Source organism: Streptomyces tubercidicus, from assembly GCF_027497495.1.
GTDB classification, from domain to species: Bacteria; Actinomycetota; Actinomycetes; order Streptomycetales; family Streptomycetaceae; genus Streptomyces; species Streptomyces tubercidicus.
Genome location: NZ_CP114205.1, coordinates 1,052,046 through 1,070,571 on the forward strand (window position 1 = coordinate 1,052,046; position 18,526 = coordinate 1,070,571).

The window sequence follows — 18,526 nt, forward strand, 5'->3', positions numbered from 1 at the left end:
GGCGCGGTCAGCTCGCGCAAGCCTGGTCGGCGACGGTGACCCGGTCGATATGGGCGGCGAGTTCACCGACCGTCATGGCCAGGATCTGGTCGATGTCCTTCTCCGCGAGCAGGCCGAGGAAGTCCACCGACGGGCCGTAGCGCTGCTGGAGCAGTTCGGCCAGCGCGACGAACTCGATGCTCTCCAGGGCCAGATCGTCATTGAAGGTGGTGGCGCCGGTGATCTCGCCCACGACGAGGAGTTCGTCGCCGACGACGCTCACCAGCATGTCGGTGATCTCGGCCAGGATCGTCCCGGTGCGCTCGGGGAGCGGGTCAGCTGCCATGGGTGGCCTCCGTGGGAGTGAGGGTGTCGGTGCCCGTACGGTCCTCGGGCCGCGGCCCGGTCCAGGCCACGACATGGCGCCCGGACAGATCGTCGACGGAGTCGAGGTGGACGAGGTGGGGCCGGCCGTCCGGGGAGACCACCCGGAGCGCGCCGCCCGGTCCGGGGGTCACGGTCCACTCCAGCGGCCGGCGGCCGGGTACGGTGCCCGCCGCCTTCGCCGCGGCTTGTTTGGCGCACCACAGGGCGGTGAGCCAGTAGGCGCGGCCGGTGTTCCCGGGTGCGTGCCGTGCGTGGAGGTCGTCGGCCAGGCGGCGTTCGGCCGGGGTGAGGGCGATCCGTTCAAGGGCCTGCGGATCGTCGGTGACGCGCTCGACGTCGATCCCGACCGGGCCCGACCGGTGGGCGAGGGCGACGGCGATCCGGTCCTTGTGCGCGAGCGAGAGATGGAGGCCGTCGGCGAGCGGGCCCCGGGGGCAGGGGCGGCCGTGCGCGTCGGTGCCGACCTGGATCTCGGCCGGGAAGACCGGCCCGGCCCCCGACTCCCACAGCAGCTCCCGCACCGCGTCCTTGGCCGCGATCCGGCCCAGCAGCCAGGCCGCGCGGGCGCGGGGCGCACATTCTTCGTAACGGGCACGCTCGGCAGCGCCCAGATAGCGGCGCATGACCAGCTCCTGCGAGGCCGGGTCCGACCAGCGCCGCCGGACCAGGCACCAGCCGCCCGGCCGCGGCTCACCGATACCGCACACCTCCGGCGTGAACTTCATCGGCCACACCCGCTCATCGGCACCGAAGCGCCGGTAGGTCCAGCCCTCCAGACGCGCCCATACACGGCCGTCGGCGCCGCACAGCTCCACCTCGCCGCGCACCGAACCGGCTCTGACCTCGCGGATCCGGGCGGTGGCCGCCAGCAGCGCACCCTCGCGGGGCGGCGGGCCGTAGAGCCGTACGCGCTCCAGCGTCGCGGGGAAGACCAGGCGGTCACCGCTCAGTTTCAGCTGCATCCAGTGGCCGAGGAGCTGCCCCGCGGCATCCAGGAGGGCACCCGGCGCGGGCAGTGCGCGCAGTGTGCCGCGGATGCCGTCGGCGGCGACCGTACTGACCTCGTGGACCCCCGCGAACGCGGGCCCGTGGAACATCCACCGGTCCCGGTAGAGCGCCTCCGCACTGACCGGCGCCGGCCGGCCGGACGCCAGAGGCGCCGGGTCGGGGGGCGGCGGCGCCGGGTGCTGTGCCGCCAAGTGGACGGTCACGGCGGCGTACTCACCAAGACTCACCCGCACCCGCCCCTCCCCGTCGGGGGTGGCGGTCACGACCAGATCGACGGGCGGAGCGACGGCCAGCCAGCGCAGGGCCCGCACATCGGAGTACCCCGTGACGAGCCGCCCGGGAACCAACTCCCGGGCCGCCTCGGCGGCCAGCTCCAGCAGGGTGGTCATCGGGACGACGGGGAAACGGTCGGCGGCCTCGGGCCAGTCGTCGGGCTGGAGGTAGACGCAGTGGTCACGTACGTAGGGGAGGGCTTGGAGGGAGAGGTGGCGGAGGGCGGTTCGGGGGGCGGGGGCGGCGGTGACCGAGGGGGCGGCGGTGTGAGGGGCGGCGACGGGGTGGTGGGCGGGGACGCTGCGGACGTCTGCGGTGGCGAGGGCGGCGGTGACGGTGCGGGTGGCGGCCCGGGTTTCGGCGAGGACCGTGTCCAGGGCCTGCCGGACGGGTTCGGCGGCGGTCGGCCGGGGGTGCGGGAGCGCTCCCCCGCCCCCTCCCCCTCCTCCCCCTTCGGGGGAGGGGGCGGGGGGTGGGTTCGGGGGTGGGGGGGAGCCGGCGGGCGCGAGAATTGGGGTGCCTGGGGCGAGCGGCGCGGTGAGAACCGGGAAACCTGATGTCCGCTCGCCGAGGCGGACCAGCGGTGAGCCGAGGTCGAGCCGTATCGCCGCTGCGGCTCTTGCCGGGGCCGCCGCCGAGCGGTCCGCCGCACCGGCCCCTTCCGGGCCCGCCGTACGGCCCGTGGCGCGGTCCGTAGCGCGGCCCGTGGCACCGCTCGTAGCTCCGCCCTCAGCGCCCTCCGCGACGCGGTCCACGGCCCGCCCCGTAGCGTCGTCCGTGGCCCGGCCCATCACCACGCCCGCCCCGCGCGGGAACCCCAACCGCTCCCACCGTGGCGACAGGCCCTCGGTCCACAACGCGGCGGCCAGGTGGCGGAGTTGGGCGGGGCCGTCGCGGCGGGGGTCGGTTGCGGCGACGGTGAGGTGGTCCTGGCCGTGGAGGGTGTCGGAGACGAAGCCGGTGAGGCTGCCGGCGCCTACCTGGACGAAGGCGCGGACGCCCGTCTCGTACAGCCGTCGGGTCAGCTCCTGGAAGCGGACCGGCTCCAGGAGGTGCCGCAGCACCAGCCGGCGGATCGCGGAGGGACCGTCCGGGAAAGGGGCGGCAGTCGTCGCCGACCATACGGGGAGCCGATGGTCCCGTAAGGGCAGGGTGTCGAAGGCGGTGCCGGTCTGATGGAGGTAGGGCGCCCACATCGGGGTGTGGAAGCCGGACCGGAAGGGCATCTCCTGGGCCCGTACCCCCTGTCGGGCGAGTCTGCGTACGGCCTCGGCCAGCGGCTCCGGCGCGCCACAGATCACCGACTGGTGGGGGCAGTTGTCATGGCTGACCGCGATCCGCTCCAGGCCCGCGAGCGCGGCGGCCGCCTGCGGGGCACCGCAGCCGAGGGCCGCGTAGACCAGGTCGGGTACCGCGAGGGAGCCCGGCCGCAGCGAGTCGAGGAAGGCGTCCACGGCCTCGGGCCGATACATTCCGGCGACGACCATGGCGGTCCATTCGCCGAGGCTGTGGCCGGTCAACAGGTCGGGGGTGAGGCCCAGTTCGTCCAGTGCGCGGGCCAGTATGCGGCCGGCGGCGAGGGTGTCCACGGCGCGTTCGACCAGGCCGCTGCCGCCGGAGAACGAAGGCCGGGGCAGGTCCATCCGGTCGGCGATATCGTCCACACGGGGCGGCGGCTCCGCCTCCAGCCCCGGGAAGAGGTAGGCGAGCCGCGCTCCCTCCTGGCGGGCGTACGGGCCGAAGAACGGGTCCGGGGTGAACCACACCTCGCCGCGCCCCCGCCAGGGCAGACCACGGGCAAGGATCTTGGCGGCCAGGACGCGGCGCTGCGGGGTGGGGTCGAGGAGGGCGAGGCGGCAGGGGCCATCCTGGACGGGGGCACCGGGGCCTGCCGCCGGACCGCTCACGTCCGGCGCCGGGCCCCCCTCCCCCACATCCCGTAAGGCGTCGGCCAGTTGGACCGGCGTATCCGCGGCGAGCAGAACGGCGCGCTCCGGCTCGACCGTCCGCAACGAGGCCCTCGGCGGTAGCTCCGTCCACGACGAAGCCGTCGGCGACGGTCCCGTCCGTAACGACGCCGTCCGCACCAAGGCCCCCGGCCGCGGGCGCGGTGCCGCCGGAACCCACCGCCCCGGTGCCTCCTCCAGAACGGCGTGCGCGTTGATGCCCCCGAAGCCGAAGGCGTTGACGCCCGCCCGCAGCGGTGCCTGCCCGGCGTCCCAGGGCTCGGCCTCGGTGAGCGGGCGCATACGGGTCCGCGCCAGGCCCTCGTGCGGCTCGTCCAGGTGCAGTGTCGGCGGCAGTGTCCGGTGGTGGACAGCGAGCGCCGCCTTGATCAGTCCGGCGATACCGGCGGCCTGCATGGTGTGGCCGAGCATCGACTTCACCGAGCCCAGGCCGACCGGCGGCACGCCCGCACCGCGCGGGCCGAACACCCGGGCCAAGGTGGCGAGTTCCACGCCGTCGCCGACCGGGGTCCCGGTGCCGTGCGCCTCCAGCAGGCCGAGCGCCGTGGGGTGTGTGGGGTCCAGCCCGGCAGCGGCCCAGGCCTGCTCCAGTGCGCGGATCTGGCCCTCCGGCTGCGGGCTCATCAGACCGGCGGCGCGGCCGTCGCCCGCCACTCCCGTGCCGCGGATGACCGCGTACACCCGGTCGCCGTCGCGCTCGGCGTCGGCCAGGCGCTTGAGGAGGACGACGCCGGTGCCTTCGGACAGCAGGGTGCCGTCGGCCCGGCGGTCGAAGGGGCGGATGCGCTGGGTGGGGCTGAGCGCACGCAGCTGGGTGAAGACGCTCCACAGGGTGGCGATATGGCAGTGGTGCACGGCTCCGGCGACCATGAGGTCGCAGCGGCCGGCGGCGAGCAGGTCGACGGCCTGTGCCACGGCCAGCAGGGAGGAGGCGCAGGCCGCGTCGAGGGTGTAGGCGGGGCCGCGGAAGTCCAGCCGGTTGGCGGTGCGGGCGGCGGTGAAGCTGGGGACCAGGCCGATGGAGGCTTCCGGCTGTTCCGGGCCGAGGCTCGTCTGGAACGCCTCCCGTATGGACGCGATTTTCGACGCACCCAATTCCGGGGCGAGTTCGCGCAGGGTGAGGGCGAGCTGATGGGCGGTACGGACCCGCTGGTCGAGCCGGGCGGTGGCGACGCCCATGAAGCCGCCGCGGCCGAGGATCACGCCGATACGGGACCGGTCGGCGGGCAGCCGCTCTTCACCACCCGCGTCGGCGACGGCGTCGGCGATGGTGCGCAGGGCGAGCAGCTGATCGGGCTCGGCGCCCCCGACGGCGGCGGGCATGATGCCGAAGCGGGTGGGGTCGAAGGCGGTCGGACCGTCCAGGAAGCCGCCCCGGCGGCAGTAGAAGTGGTCGCTGCGGGCGGGGCCTTCGGCGCCCTGCGGGTCGTAGTAGATGTCCGGGTCCCAGCGGTCGGCCGGCACGTCTGTGATGCAGTCCTTACCGGCCACCAGGTTGCGCCAGTAGGCGGCGAGGTTCTCGGCGCCGGGGAAGAGCGCCCCCATGCCGACGATCGCGGCGTCCGTGGGCCGGGGGCCGGTGCGCCGGGCGGGGGACTCATTCATCGCCCGTCACCTGCCCGTCGGCCTCGGCCGCCAGTACGACCTGGGCCGCCGTGCCGTGGGCCAGTTCGTCCAGGAGGGCGGCGGCCGCGGCGTCGGGATCCAGGAGCGGGATGCCCCGGCGGGCGTAGGCGCGCTCCAGTTCGGGGGTGACCATGCCGCCGCCCTCGGCCGCCCACGGGCCCCAGTCGACCGCCAGGACCCGCCGGGAGGTGCGGGCCGACCAGGCCGTGGCGAGGGTGTCCAGGGCGTCGTTGGCGGCGGCGTAGTCGGCCTGGCCCCGGTTGCCGAAGACCCCGGCGACGCTGCCGAAGAGGACGAGGAAGCCGGTGTCGTCACCGGCGGCGGACAGCAGATGGCGGGCGCCGTCGACCTTGGTGGCGAAGACCCGGGCGAACGAGGCCGGGTCCTTGTCCCGCAGCAGCTTGTCCGCGAGGGTGCCGGCGCCGTGCACGATCCCGTCGAGGCGGCCGTGCCGGGCCCGGATGTCCGCTGCCACGGCGTGCACGGCGGACTCATCGGTGACATCGGCGGCGTGGTAGCGCACCGAGGCGGCGAACGGTTCCAGGGCGGCGAGGGTGCCGGTGATCTCACGGCGGGCCAGCACGGCCCCGGCGGCCGCCTCGATCTCGGCGGGTCGGCGCAGGCCCTGGGCGAGGAGCGCGGCGCGCAGTGCGATGCGGTCGTGGGCGTGGGCGAGGGCCGGGTCCTCAGGGGTGTCCAGTAGGGGCGTACGGCCGAGGAGTTCGATATGGCACCCGTGGGCGCGGGCCAGGGCGAGGGCCGTACGGGCGGTGATCCCGCGTGCCCCGCCGGTCAGCAGCACCACGGAGCCGGGCCCGAGCATCGGCCGCCCCAGGAGGGTCCGGTCGTCCGGCAGGGGTGTGGGGACGGCGCGCAGGGTGGTGCGGGTGCCGTTGGTGCGGCCGACGACGACCGGTTCACCGGGGGCGCACAGTTCGGCCAGGAGGTGGGCGGCGAGGCGTTCGGGGCGGTCCTTGGGGTCGAGGTCCACGGCGCGGATCAGGACGTCGGGGTATTCGAGGGCGGCCGTACGGGCGAAGCCGCGCAGCCCGGCTCCGGGCAGCGGGTCGGGGGCGTCCGCGGTGGTGTCCTGGCCGAAGGTGCCGCCGGCCGCGGTGGCCAGCAGCAGGCGGCGGGCCCCACCGGTCAGGGCGGTACGCCACGCCTCGAACTGTCCCGGCAGTACGGCACCGCGGCCCGCCCGGAGGGCGCTGAGATCCACCACTCCACCGGTACTGCCGGCGACACACCGGGCCAACCGCTCGGCGGGGACGGTCCGTACCCGTGCGCCATGACTCTCCAGCAGGGCGGCGAGAGCCAGCGCCACGCCCTGGCCGTCCTCCACCACGGCGAAGTCACTGCCCGCCACCACCTCGGCGGGCGGCCGGGCCACGGGCGGGCCCAGGGGGGTGACGCGGACGAGGGAGCGGGTGGGGCGCAGCGGCAGCGGGGCGGCGTCGGGCTCCTTCGGGGTGACGGGGTTTCCGGTGGTGGTGGGGTGCCCGGTGGCGGCGGGGTGCCCGGCGGTGGTCGGTTCTCCCGTGGTCGTAACGGGAGCGGGCGGCGCTGCGGGCGGCACCGGTGCGGCTGGTGCGGCTGGTGGGGTGGGTGCGGCCGGTGCGACTGGCGCGGCCGGTGCGGCCGGTGCGGCCTGTGTGGGCTCGGGTTCGGCTGGGGCCGGCGGGGGTTCGGTGCGGGTGGCGGCGATCCAGTCGACGATGCCGCTGATGGTTTTGACGCGGGCGAGCTGTTCCACGGCCGACTCCATGGCCCCGTCCGCGTCCTGCGGCAGTCCGATCCGGTCGGCCAGCGCGCCGATGATCTCCACCCGCTTGATGGAGTCCACCGAAAGGTCCGCCTCCAGGTCGAGCCCGGCATCGAGCATCTCGTGGGGGTATCCGGTCCGCTGGTGGATGATCTCCCTTACGGCATCGAGGAGTTCGGCGGGGCTCAGGAGCCGCGGCCCGGTGGCGGACGGCTGCGCGACTGCGGCATCCCCCACAGCGACGGCGGGGTCGGCCCCGGCACCGGCACCGGCACCGGCTCCGGCGGGTTCGGTATACGGCGGGACGAGAACGGGCCCGACGGCCTCAGCCGACGGGGACGCAGCGGACCGGGCAAACGCATCGGACGACTCGGCGAACCCACCAGCCGCGCCCCCCTCCCCCAAATACCGCAACACCACATCACGTTGCGCCGCCACCAGCTCCCGCGTGGCCCGCAGATACTCCAACACGGCCGCCTGCCGCGTGTCCTCCCCGGGAGCCGCACCGCCATCGGCCCGCGCCGCCCCCGAATCGCCCGGCCGACTCTCCACCCGCCGGGCCGGCCGCAGCCCACCAGGCAGGAAGGCCCCATCGGCAGTACGCACCGTATGCCCATTCACCAGCCACCCCGGACGGCGCGGCGCCGAAGCAGGCAAGGGCTGCGCACGCCCACGGAACAGCCCCTCCGGGTCAACCGGAACCCCGGCCGCCGCGAGCCGCGCCAGGACGTGCGGCAGCCGGGCCAGTCCGGACTCGCCCGGTACGTCCAGCGCCAGCGCGGTGTGCGGACGTCCGGCCAGGATCTGCCCGACCAGACCGGTGAGCACCCGGCCGGGTCCGGCCTCCACGAAGGTGCGCACCCCGGCGGCGTACATGTCCTCGATCTGCTCCACGAAGCGCACCGGGGCGGCGACCTGCCCCGCCAAGGTGTCCCGTATCGCGCACGCCTCGCGGGCGTAGGGGCGCGCGGTGGCGCCGGACCATACCGGGAGGGCGGGCGCGGCCACCTCGGTCGCGGAGAGTTCCGCGGCGAGTGTGTCGCGGGCGGCGGCGAGTTGTGGACTGTGGAACGCGCAGGCGACGGGCAGACGGCGCGCGTCAGTACCGGCCGTACGCAGCGCCGCGACGGCCGCTTCCACGGCCTCCGTCGGGCCCGAGATCACGCTCTGTTCGGGCGCGTTGTGATTGGCGACGACCACGCCGGTGTCGCGGATCAGCTCCCGTACCCGGACCGGCGTGGCCACCACGGCGGCCATCGCGCCGGGGTCGTCGCCCGCGGCCGAGAGGATCGCCTCGCCGCGCCGGGCACTGAGCCGGAGCAGTGCCTCGGTGTCGTAGGCGCCCGCGGCCCACAGGGCGGTCAGCTCACCGTAGGAGTGACCGGCCGTGCAGTCGGGGCGTACCCCGAGTGCGGTGAGCAGCCGGTGTGCGGCGGCGGAGGCGAGGCCGAGCGCGGGCTGGGCGACCCGGGTGTCGGTGAGGGTGGCCTGCTGGGCGGCCCGGCTCTCAGGGGTGAAGGCGGCGGGCGGGAACATGGCCGCGACACAGTCCGGATCGGCGTCGTCCAGGAGGCCGCGCAGCGCCGGGAAGGCGAGGAACAATTCGCTGAGCATTCCGGTGCGCTGGCTGCCCTGCCCGGGGAAGAGGAAGGCGAGCTGCCCGGGGTCGGCATCCCGTTCGCGCAGGTAGACGCCGTCGGCGGGGGTGAATTGGCGGGCCTGGGTCAGCTTGGCGGCGAGATCGTCGAGGTCCTCGGCCACCACGCAGACCTGGACCGGGCCGTCCGCCGTCGCGGTCTCGGCGGCCAGGTCGCGCAGCGGCCACGGGCGCCCGGCCTGGTCGTTCTCGGCCAGTCGCGCGGCGAGGCGCTCCATGGTCCGTACGGCGGCGGAGCGGTCGGTGCCACGGAAGCAGAAGAGCTCGGCGGGCCAGTCCGTCAGGGCGTGGGCGGGTTCGGGGGCGCCGTCGTAACCGGCGAGTACGGCGTGGTAGTTGGTGCCGCCGAAGCCGAAGGCGCTCACTCCCGCGATGCGCTGTGCGGCGGGGACCGGCCAGGGCCGCGCGTGTCCGGTGTCGAAGCGGAACGGGCCGGTGTCCGCCTCGGTCGGCCGGGTCAGATGCAGGGTCGGCGGCCGCACCCCGCTGTGCACCGCACGCGCCGCCTTGATCAGACCGGCCAGTCCGGCGGCGCATTTGGTGTGTCCGATCTGCGATTTGACCGAGCCGAGCGTACAGCTGCCGGGTGCCGCGCCCGCGGCCTCGAACAGTTCGGTGAGGACGGCCAGTTCGGTGGTGTCGCCGACGACCGTGCCGGTGCCGTGGGCTTCGAGGAGGCCGACCTGTGCGGGGCTGATCCCGGCGCGGCGGTAGGCGCGTTCCAGGGCCCGCCGCTGGCCCTCGGGCCGTGGTGCGGTCAGCCCGAGGGACCGCCCGTCACTGGACGTACCGACCGCTTTGACGACCGCGTAGACCCGGTCGCCGTCCCGTTCGGCGTCCGCGAGGCGTTTGAGGACCAGACAGCCGACGCCCTCGCCGAGCGCGATCCCGTCGGCCGCCGCGTCGAAGGGGCGGCAGCGGCCGGTGGGGGACAGTGCCTGCACAGACGCGAACATCAGGTAGTCGTTGATGCCGTTGTGCACATCGGCACCGCCGCACAGAGCCATATCGCTGTCGTGGTCGCGCAGTTGGCGGCAGGCCAGGTCGAGCGCGGCGAGCGAGGAGGCGCAGGCGGCGTCCACGGTGCAGTTGGCGCCGCCCAGATCGAGGCGGCTGGCGATGCGTCCGGCGATGACATTGGCGAGCACGCCGGGGAAGGAGTCCTCGGTCAGCCGGGGCAGTTCGGCGTCCAGGGCGGGCGGGAGATCGCCGAGGTAGGACGGGTGCAGTGCGCGCAGCCCGTAGGCACCGGCCAGTTCGGTGCCCGCCTCCGCACCGAAGACGACGCTGGTACGGGCGCGGTCGAAGTCGCGGCCGGCGTATCCGGCGTCCGCCAGGGCCTTGGCCGCGGCGTCGAGGGCGAGCAGCTGCACCGGTTCGATGCCGGTGAGGGAGGCCGGGGGGATGCCGTGGGCGAGGGCGTCGAAGGGGAGGGCGGGCAGGAAGCCGCCCCAGCGCGACGGGGTGCGCTCGCCCGCCCGCGCGGGGTCCGGGTCGTGGTAGGTGGAGGCGTCCCAGCGGTCGGCGGGTACTTCGGTGACGGAGTCGACGCCGGTGACGACATTGGACCAGTAGCGGCCCGCGTCGGGCGCCCCGGGATAGCAGCAGGCCATGCCGACGATGGCGATGTCCAGCGGCGCGGCATCCTCGCCCCGGCCCCGGTCCCGGTGAGCGGCGGGTGGCGGGACCTCGGCGGCGCGTAGGGCGAGTTGGTCGGTGGCCCCGTCGGTCACGGCACTGTGCAGCGCGGCGAGGGTGGTGGTGGCGCGGCGCGCGGTGGCGGCCTGGCCCAGCATGTACAGGCCCTCCCGGCGCTGTTCGTGCTCCCCCACGGGCGCGGGCGGTCCGCCGTCCGTGTGCCGCAGGCCCTTGCTCGCGATCCGCAGCCGTCCGAGGTTGCGCCGCTCCAGCTCCTCCCAACGGGCCCGGGGCTCCGTGCCGTTGGCGGCCAGCTGCCGTTCGGCCGCCGCGAAGTCCTCGGTGTAGGCGGTGTCGGCACAGCGCGTGGCGTGGCCCGGCGCGGTCCGCAGCAGTACGGTCCGGTCGCAGGCCAGAGCGGTGTCCTGGAAGCCGGGGAGCACGGCGCCGGTGGCCACCGCCTCCTCCGTGAACAGGTAGGCCGTACCCATCAGGACACCTATACGGGCGCCGAGTTCGGCGAGCGGGGCGGCGGCGGCCGCGGCCATCGCGGCCGAGCGGGCGTCGTGGATACCGCCCGCGAAGAGCACGTCCAGCCCCTCGGCCGTACCGCCGTGCGTACGGGCATGGGCGGTCAGCCGCTCGATCTGCTCCTCCCACAGCGGGAAGCTGGCCCGGGGGCCGATATGGCCCCCGCACTCCTGCCCTTCGAAGACGAACCGCCGGGCGCCTTCGGCGAGGTAGCGCTCCAGCAGACCGGGCGCCGGGACATGGAGATAGGTCCGGGTCCCGGCCGCTTCGAGGGGCGCGGCCTGGGCGGGCCGACCGCCCGCGATCAGGGCGTATTCGGGGGCGAACTCGGCCACCGCGGCGAGCTGTTCGCGCCGGAGTTCGGGCGGGGCGAAGCCGAGCAGGCCGACGCCCCAGGGCCGGTCGCCCAGCCGCTCGGCGGTCTCGGCCAGCAGCCGGCGTACCTGCTCGCCTTCCATGACGGCGAGGGCCAGAAAGGGCAGCCCGCCCTCATGGGCCACGGCGGCGGCGAACCCGGCCTCGTCACTGACCCGGGTCATCGGCCCCTGGGCCACGGCGAGATGGCGGGCGCCGGGGCGGGGGGCGAGCGGACGGATGCGCGCCGCGGCGTCGAGATGGCCGGAGATGGCGGCCCGTACGGCCTGCACGATGCCGCCGGTGGTGCGGTGGCGCGCGGCGAGCCGGGCGGCGAAGGCACCGTCCTGGCCGATGGGGAGCAGCTGGGTCCGCAGGTCCCGGGCGCCCAGGCGGGCGGTGACGGGGGTGGGATGGGGGGCATGGCCGGTCTCCGCTCCCCCGGCCTCGTCGCCTCGCCCGGCGCCGTCGCCCGCGTCGGACGGGCGGAGGTCCGGGCGGGTCAGGACTCGGTGGCCTGCGACGACGGTGGTTTCACTGCCGTCCATGGCGCGAATCGCGGCGGCGACCGCCCGGGGCAGCCGGTCCTCGCCCTCGGTGGTGAGCGCGAGCTGGGAGTCGAGCAGCACCCCGGCCGCCCCACCGGCGACGGCCGCGGCGGCGGTGTGCGGGCCGATGCCCCCGGCGGCCAGGACGGGAACGGTCACGGCCGGGTCGGCCAGGAGGCGTTGCAGCAGGACACAGGTGGTGAGTTCGCCCACCCGGCCACCCGACTCATGGCCACGCGCGACGACCGCGGTGACCCCGGCGGCACACGCCGCCGCGGCCTCCTCGGGGGTGGTGACCTCGGCCCAGACACGACGCCGCCCACCGTCGGCCCACTCCTCCGGCCACCCGGGGGCCGGGTCGCGGGCGGGGTCGGCGTACGGGCCGGGGGCGGCGTACGACCGCGGGTCGGCGAGCAGCACGGTGTCGACCGTCTCCGGCAGATCGGCGGCCGTCAGCGGACACCCCACCGGTATCCGCACACCGTGGGAGAGCCCTTCATGCCCTCCCGCCCCGCCGAGCCAGGCGAGCGCGCTGCGCGCCGCCCCAGGGTCCCGGCCAAGATCCAGCAGGCCCAGCGCGCCCGCGCGGGCGGCCGCCAGCACGATCCGCTCGCCCGGCTCCTCGAACGGCGAGAGCACCACGACGAGATCGCGGTCGGCAGCCTCCGGACGGGTGGCGGCTCCGGAGCCGTAAATCCCGCCATCGGGCCCGCCATCAGGCCCACGGGACCGTGAACCATCAGGCTCACCAGCCCCTCCACCACCAGGCGGAGCACCGGTACCGGACGATCGGGAAAGCGGGGTGCCGGGGAACGGGGGCCGGGGGACCACGGGCGCTCCTTCTGCCGGGGGGCGAACACGCTGACCACTGCCACCTGCGGTAACCAGCGGTAGCAGCCCGCTGATGCCGCGTTGCATCGTGAGGCCACCCCCGTGCACTGTCAACGCACGTGCAACATGCGGTAGTTGATTGCGCCAAGGTCACGACGACGGCCCCCGGACCACCCCGCGCCCCCGTCACCCCCGGGCCGACCTGCGCTTCGTTGCCCCGTGCCGCCCTCCTGGCGGCCCCGCCGAGGCGCTCCGCGGCGGTGGCGGCGACCGAAACCCGACCCCCGCATCTCAACCCGCCGGTAGCTCCTGGAAGTTGGCACAGTGAACCAACGGCTCACCGAAAGCAGACAGCGGCCGACGCCCGCAAGCGACGATCCACCCGGCCTTGTGCGCGCGGGTGCCCAGCCCACTCGGCGTCGCGTTGCGAACGAGCGCGCGCCGATGCGCGCTGCGCCATTCGGGTCAACTCGGCCGTCGCCCATGGTGTGGCGTCAGGCCGGTCGCTTCAATCGGTGCTAACCGACGGTGGGGTGCCCATCCCCTGGCGGGGACCATGGACGTTGCCGTCGTGATGCGGCGTGGTCGTTTCCTGGGCACCCCCGGCAGGTGAGCGCGCTCGGACAGTTTCGAACCCTCCGGCGTGCACAGCCCCCCACCTCCTTCGTGGAGCCTTCGAAAGGGGCTGTCCAGCATGGCACTCGCTCTCACTCTCACCCCGTCAACGGTCACGGTGGGCCAGACATTCCAAGCCGCCGTCACCGGTGCCGTAGCCGGAGAGTTGATCACCTTCACCTACGACGCGGCGCTCCCGCAGACCGCTGTCGCTGACCTCAGCGGCAATGCGAGCGTCACCTTCACCGGGACAGTGTCGGGCGCGGTGACTGCCGCCGGCGCCACCAGTGGGGCCGCCACGGCGACCGTGACCGTCACCGCGTTGCAGGACTGCGTGGTCACGGTCACGTCCTCGCCCGCCAACCCGACCGCCGGACAGCCGGTCACCTTCACCGCCACCGTCACCTGCGGCGGCACCCCAGTTGAAGGCGCAACCGTCCTCTTCGCCACCACGGCGGGCTCATTGGGCGTCGGAGTCACTACCGCCGCCGGGCAGGCCACCCTCACCACCAGCACCCTGCCGACCGGTCTCAACGTCGTCACGGCCACCGTGATCGCCGCCACCACCACCTGCACCTGCGTCGGCGTCTCCGCCACGGTCAACGTCACCGTCACCGCACCGCAGAACTGCGTCGTCACGATCACGTCCTCGCCCGCCAACCCGACCGCCGGACAGCCGGTCACCTTCACCGCCACCGTCACCTGCGGCGGCACCCCAGTTGAAGGCGCAACCGTCCTCTTCGCCACCACGGCGGGCTCATTGGGCGTCGGAGTCACTACCGCCGCCGGGCAGGCCACCCTCACCACCAGCACCCTGCCGACCGGCCTCAACGTCGTCACGGCCACCGTGATCGCCGCCACCACCACCTGCACCTGCGTCGGCGTCTCCGCCAGCGTGAACGTCACGGTCGCCGCACCGCAGAACTGCGCGGTCACGATCACGTCTTCGCCCGCCTCGCCCACCGCCGGACAGCCGGTGACCCTCACGGCCACCGTCACCTGCGGCGGCGCCCCGGTCGCAGGCGCGACGGTCCTCTTCGCCACCACAGCGGGGTCGTTGGGCGTCGGCATCACCAGCGCCGCGGGACAGGCCACCCTCACCACCAGCACCCTGCCGACCGGGGCCAACGTCGTCACGGCCACCGTGATCGCGGCCACCACCACGTGCACCTGCGTCGGCATCTTCGCCACGACGACCGTCACGGTCACCGCTCCGCAGAACTGCGCGGTCACGATCACGTCCTCGCCCGCCTCCCCCACCGCCGGACAGCCGGTGACCCTCACGGCCACCGTCACCTGCGGCGGCGCACCGGTCGCAGGCGCGACGGTCCTCTTCGCCACCACAGCGGGGTCGTTGGGCGTCGGAGTCACTACCGCCGCGGGGCAGGCCACCCTCACCACCAGCAGCCTGCCGACCGGCCTCAACGTCGTCACGGCCACCGTCATCGCCGCCACCACCACCTGCACCTGCGTCGGCATCTCCGCCAGCGTGAACGTCACGGTCGCCGCACGGCAGAACTGCGCGGTCACCCTCACCTCCACGCCCGCCTCCCCCACCGCCGGACAGCCGGTGACCCTCACGGCCACCGTCACCTGCGGCGGCGCACCGGTCCCGGGCGCAACGGTCCTCTTCAGCACCACCGCCGGCCCCCTGGGAACCGGCGTCACCAACGCGTCCGGAGTCGCCAGCGTCACCACCAGCACCCTGCCGGCCGGGGCCAATGTCGTCACGGCGACCGTGATCGCCGCCACCACCACCTGCACCTGCGTCGGGGCCACCGCCACGGCGACCGTGACCGTGGGCACGGCACCGAGCTGCGCGGTCACCCTGTCGTCCACGCCCGCCTCCCCGACCGCCGGGCAGCCGGTGACCCTCACCGCCACCGTCACCTGCGGCGGCGCCCCGGTCGCAGGCGCGAGTGTCCTGTTCAGCACGACCGGCGGCCCCCTGGGGCTCGGCGTCACCAACGCCTCCGGACAGGCCAGCGTCACCACCAGCACCCTGCCGGCCGGGGCCAACGTCGTCACCGCCACAGTGACCTCCGCCAACACCACCTGCACCTGCACCGGAGTCACCGGGACAGCGACCGTGACCGTGGGCGCCGCACCCAACTGCGCGGTCACCCTGACCTCCACCCCCGCCTCCCCGTCCGCCGGGCAGCCGGTGACCGTCACGGCCACCGTCACCTGCGGCGGCGCCCCGGTCGCAGGCGCCAGCGTCCTCTTCAGCACCATCGGCGGCCCCCTGGGCATCGGCATCACCAACGCCTCCGGACAGGCCAGCGTCACCACCAGCACCCTGCCGGCCGGGGCCAACGTCGTCACCGCCACAGTGACCTCCGCCAACACCACCTGCACCTGCACCGGAGTCACCGGGACGGGGACGGTGACCGTGGGCGGAGCGAACGGGTTCACGGCGCAACCGGCCTGCTACCGGCTGAACGTTCCTCCGCTGCCCTGGGCCTTCGCCCAGGCCACGTTCAGCGCCAGCGGGGCGACGCCGGGCGCGGTGGTCACCTTCCACCTGGGCGGTCCGTCCGGCCCCGTGGTGTGCACCGCCATCGCCAACGCGAGCGGCAACGCCAGCTGCACGGCCACCCTCAATGTCGGCCAGGTGCTGTTCGGCACCTACACCGCGACCACTCCCGCCGCCAGTGGCGGGACGCTCAGCTCTTCCAGCACCCTGGCCATCTGCCTCACCTGATGCCCCACCCCGGTTCGTGCGCCGCACAGCCTGATAGGTGCGGGCGCTCAACCGAACCAGCGACAACATCCTCGGGCCGGTGAGCGACCGGCGAGGCAGCCGTCCCCCGTAATCCACATACGGGGGACGGCTGCCGGGCCCGAAGGACAGGCCCGGAAGGCATCTTCCCCCGCCGACCGGGCCATATCGATCCCCTCGCGAAAAGTCACCGAAGGAGCGGAACATGGGCTGCAATTGCGGCGGCGGTGCCCGCCCGGGCGTCACCATCTACCAGTTGACCCTGCCGGACGGCACCGTGCGCCAGTACTACACCTGGCAAGAGGCCGAGGCGGCCAACCAACGGGCCGGCGGTATCGGCACGATCCTCGTCATCCAGCAGTGACGGACCGCCCGGGAGCATGCGCGGTGCCAGGAGGGAGGTGGCGGTCATGAGCCTCGCGGAGTTCCTGCTGTCCGTCGGCGCCACCTGCCGCCTCACCAGATTCATCACCAAGGACACCCTTGCGGCCGGATTCCGCTCATGGGTCGCCGGCCGCTTCGGTGACGATTCCAAACTCTCCTATCTGGTCAGCTGCAGCTGGTGTACGAGCGTGTGGGTGGGCTCCACCATGGCCGCCCTCACGTACGGGAGCGCGGGAACGACCGCGTTCCAGGTCGCCACCACGGCCCTGTCGCTCTCCTACCTCGCCGGGCTCGCGTCCCAGTGGCTCGACTGAACCGGACCGGCGGTGGCGGACGCTGGAACCGGCCCGGCGACGGCCGGCGCCGGAACCGGCCCGGCGACGGCCGGCGCCGGAACCGGCCCGGCGGTGGCGGGCGCTCGTCAGACGGCGGGGCTCGCTGCCCAGCTGGCCAGCAGGGCCAAGCGGTCCGCCGTCTGCGAACCCGGTTCCGGTGTGTACACCACCAGCAGCTGGTCCGGCTCCCCGGACACCGTCAAGGTCTCGTACGGCATGGTGAGTTCGCCCGCCACGGGGTGCCGCATGCGCTTCGCCCCGTAGGTCTTCTCCTTGACCTGGTGGTCGGCCCACAGGCGGCGGAAGTCCTCGCTGCCCAGGGAGAGTTCACCGACCAGCGTCGCCAGCCGCTTGTCCCGTGGATGGCTTCCCGCGTCCAGGCGCAGATAGGCGACCGTCTCCGCGGCCACCGCGGGCCAGTCCGGATAGAGCTCGCGCGCCTGCGGGTTGAGGAACACCTGGCGCGGCATATTGCGCTCCTCGGGCGGCATCTGCGAGAAGCCGACGACGGCGTCGCCCAGAGCGTTCCACGCGAGCACATCCATCCGGCGGCCGAGCACGAACGCGGGTGCCTTCTCCATGGTGTCCAGGACGAGGCGCAGACCGGGGCGGACCTTCTGGGGCGCGGGCCCGGCGGCGGACGGGCGGCGGGCCGCGGGCCTGGCCACCGTGCGCAGATACTGCTGCTCGGTGTCGTCCAGGCGCAGGACGCGCCCGATGGCGTCGAGTACGGCGTCCGAGACGGAGGGGCCACGGCCCTGTTCGAGGCGGATGTAGTAGTCGACGCTGACGCCTGCCAGCTGGGCGACCTCCTCGCGGCGCAGGCCCGGAACCCGCCGTCTGCCGTGCCCCGGCAGCCCGACCTCCTCGGGCCGGATGCGGGCGCGCCGGGAACGCAGGAAGTCGCCGAGTTCCCCCGTCAGGGATATGTCCATGCGCTGATCCTAGGAGGTGTCGACGCTCCGATCCTGGTACTGGTGGACCCAGGAAAACGGCAGCCCTGGGTAAGTGCGGTGGCCGGTCGCATGGTGGTGGTCGCCCCGGGAGACGCCCGGCGGCGCTCACCACCAGTCCAGGAGTTCCCATGTCGTACGCCACCCTCGCCGGCCGCACCGCTGTCGTCACCGGAGCCGCCAGCGGTATGGGCGAGGCCACCGCCCGGCTGCTCGCCTCGCACGGTGTGCGGGTGGCGCTGCTCGCCCGCCGGGCCGAGCGGCTGGCGGAGCTGGCCGCCACGATCGAGAAGGCCGGCGGACAGGCCCTGGCGGTCACCGCCGATGTCACCGACGCCGCCTCCGTGGAAGCAGCGGCCGAGCGGGTGCACAGCACATACGGTCAGGTCGACCTGGTGGTCAACGCGGCGGGTGTGATGCTGCCGAATCCGGTCACCGAAGGCCGCGCCGACGAGTGGCAGCGCATGCTGGACACCAATGTGGCCGGCGCGCTGCGGGTCATCCGCGCGTTCACCCCGGACCTGATCGCGGTGGCTGCTGCGGGCCGGACGGCGGATCTGGTGAACATCTCCTCGATCGGCGCGCACCTCGCCTTCCCCCAGTACGCGGTGTACGGGGCGACGAAGGCCGCGCTGACGTACCTCTCGCAGTCGCTGCGCACGGAGCTGGGCCCGCGCGATGTCCGCGTCACCAATATCGAGCCGGGTCTCACGGACACGGAGCTGGCCGACCACATCGACAACGCGGAACTGGCCGGCCAGTTGGACGGCATGTTCGACGCCCTGACCGGACTGGCGGCGGACGATGTCGCCGACCTGATCGCCTACACGACGAGCCGCGCCCGCCATGTGAACCTGCGTCAGGCGATCGTGCTGCCGACGCGGCAGGCGTGAGGCCCGGGCCGGTCCGCGGCGGTGTCGCGGACCGGCCCGGGCCGGGACGGCAACGGGCTG

8 protein-coding genes are annotated in these 18,526 nt (G+C 74.3%); 4 read left to right on the forward strand and 4 right to left on the reverse strand.

The window, feature by feature from the left end; genetic code table 11:
• Window positions 1-7 precede the first annotated feature (7 nt).
• From STRTU_RS04450 to STRTU_RS04460, 3 genes are read right to left on the reverse strand one after another with little or no spacing between them, the layout of a single operon-like run.
• Entirely contained in the window at window positions 8-325 is a 318-nt protein-coding gene (locus STRTU_RS04450) for an acyl carrier protein (RefSeq protein WP_159742332.1), read from the reverse strand.
• A complete protein-coding gene (locus tag STRTU_RS04455; protein ID WP_159742333.1) occupies window positions 315-5,219 on the reverse strand; it encodes a type I polyketide synthase in 4,905 nt (1,634 codons plus the stop codon). Before STRTU_RS04455 ends, STRTU_RS04450 begins: the two co-directional genes overlap by 11 nt.
• Entirely contained in the window at window positions 5,212-12,375 is a 7,164-nt protein-coding gene (locus tag STRTU_RS04460) for a type I polyketide synthase (RefSeq protein ID WP_159742334.1), read from the reverse strand. The genes STRTU_RS04455 and STRTU_RS04460 overlap by 8 nt, the downstream gene beginning before the upstream one ends.
• An 883-nt stretch (window positions 12,376-13,258) precedes the next feature.
• Between STRTU_RS04460 and STRTU_RS04465 the strand changes: the two genes are divergently transcribed.
• The 3 genes from STRTU_RS04465 to STRTU_RS04475 all read left to right on the forward strand — a co-directional run bounded on the left by STRTU_RS04465 (window position 13,259) and on the right by STRTU_RS04475 (window position 16,599).
• Entirely contained in the window at window positions 13,259-15,883 is a 2,625-nt protein-coding gene (locus tag STRTU_RS04465; RefSeq protein WP_159742335.1) for a beta strand repeat-containing protein, read from the forward strand.
• A gap of 223 nt (window positions 15,884-16,106) precedes the next feature.
• Window positions 16,107-16,265, forward strand: coding sequence for a DUF7196 family protein (locus tag STRTU_RS04470; RefSeq protein WP_167539110.1), 159 nt, complete (start codon window positions 16,107-16,109; stop codon window positions 16,263-16,265).
• Window positions 16,266-16,311: 46 nt separating this feature from the next.
• Window positions 16,312-16,599, forward strand: coding sequence for a hypothetical protein (locus STRTU_RS04475; protein WP_159742336.1), 288 nt, complete (start codon window positions 16,312-16,314; stop codon window positions 16,597-16,599).
• A gap of 107 nt (window positions 16,600-16,706) precedes the next feature.
• Here STRTU_RS04475 and STRTU_RS04480 read toward each other — a convergent pair whose 3' ends face one another.
• A complete protein-coding gene (locus STRTU_RS04480) occupies window positions 16,707-17,555 on the reverse strand; it encodes a helix-turn-helix transcriptional regulator (RefSeq protein ID WP_246240113.1) in 849 nt (282 codons plus the stop codon).
• A 149-nt stretch (window positions 17,556-17,704) separates the two neighbouring features.
• Between STRTU_RS04480 and STRTU_RS04485 the strand changes: the two genes are divergently transcribed.
• The gene (locus tag STRTU_RS04485; protein WP_159742337.1) at window positions 17,705-18,466 is read left to right on the forward strand and encodes an SDR family oxidoreductase; all 762 of its coding nucleotides are present in this window, start codon (window positions 17,705-17,707) and stop codon (window positions 18,464-18,466) included.
• Window positions 18,467-18,526: the final 60 nt, after the last annotated feature.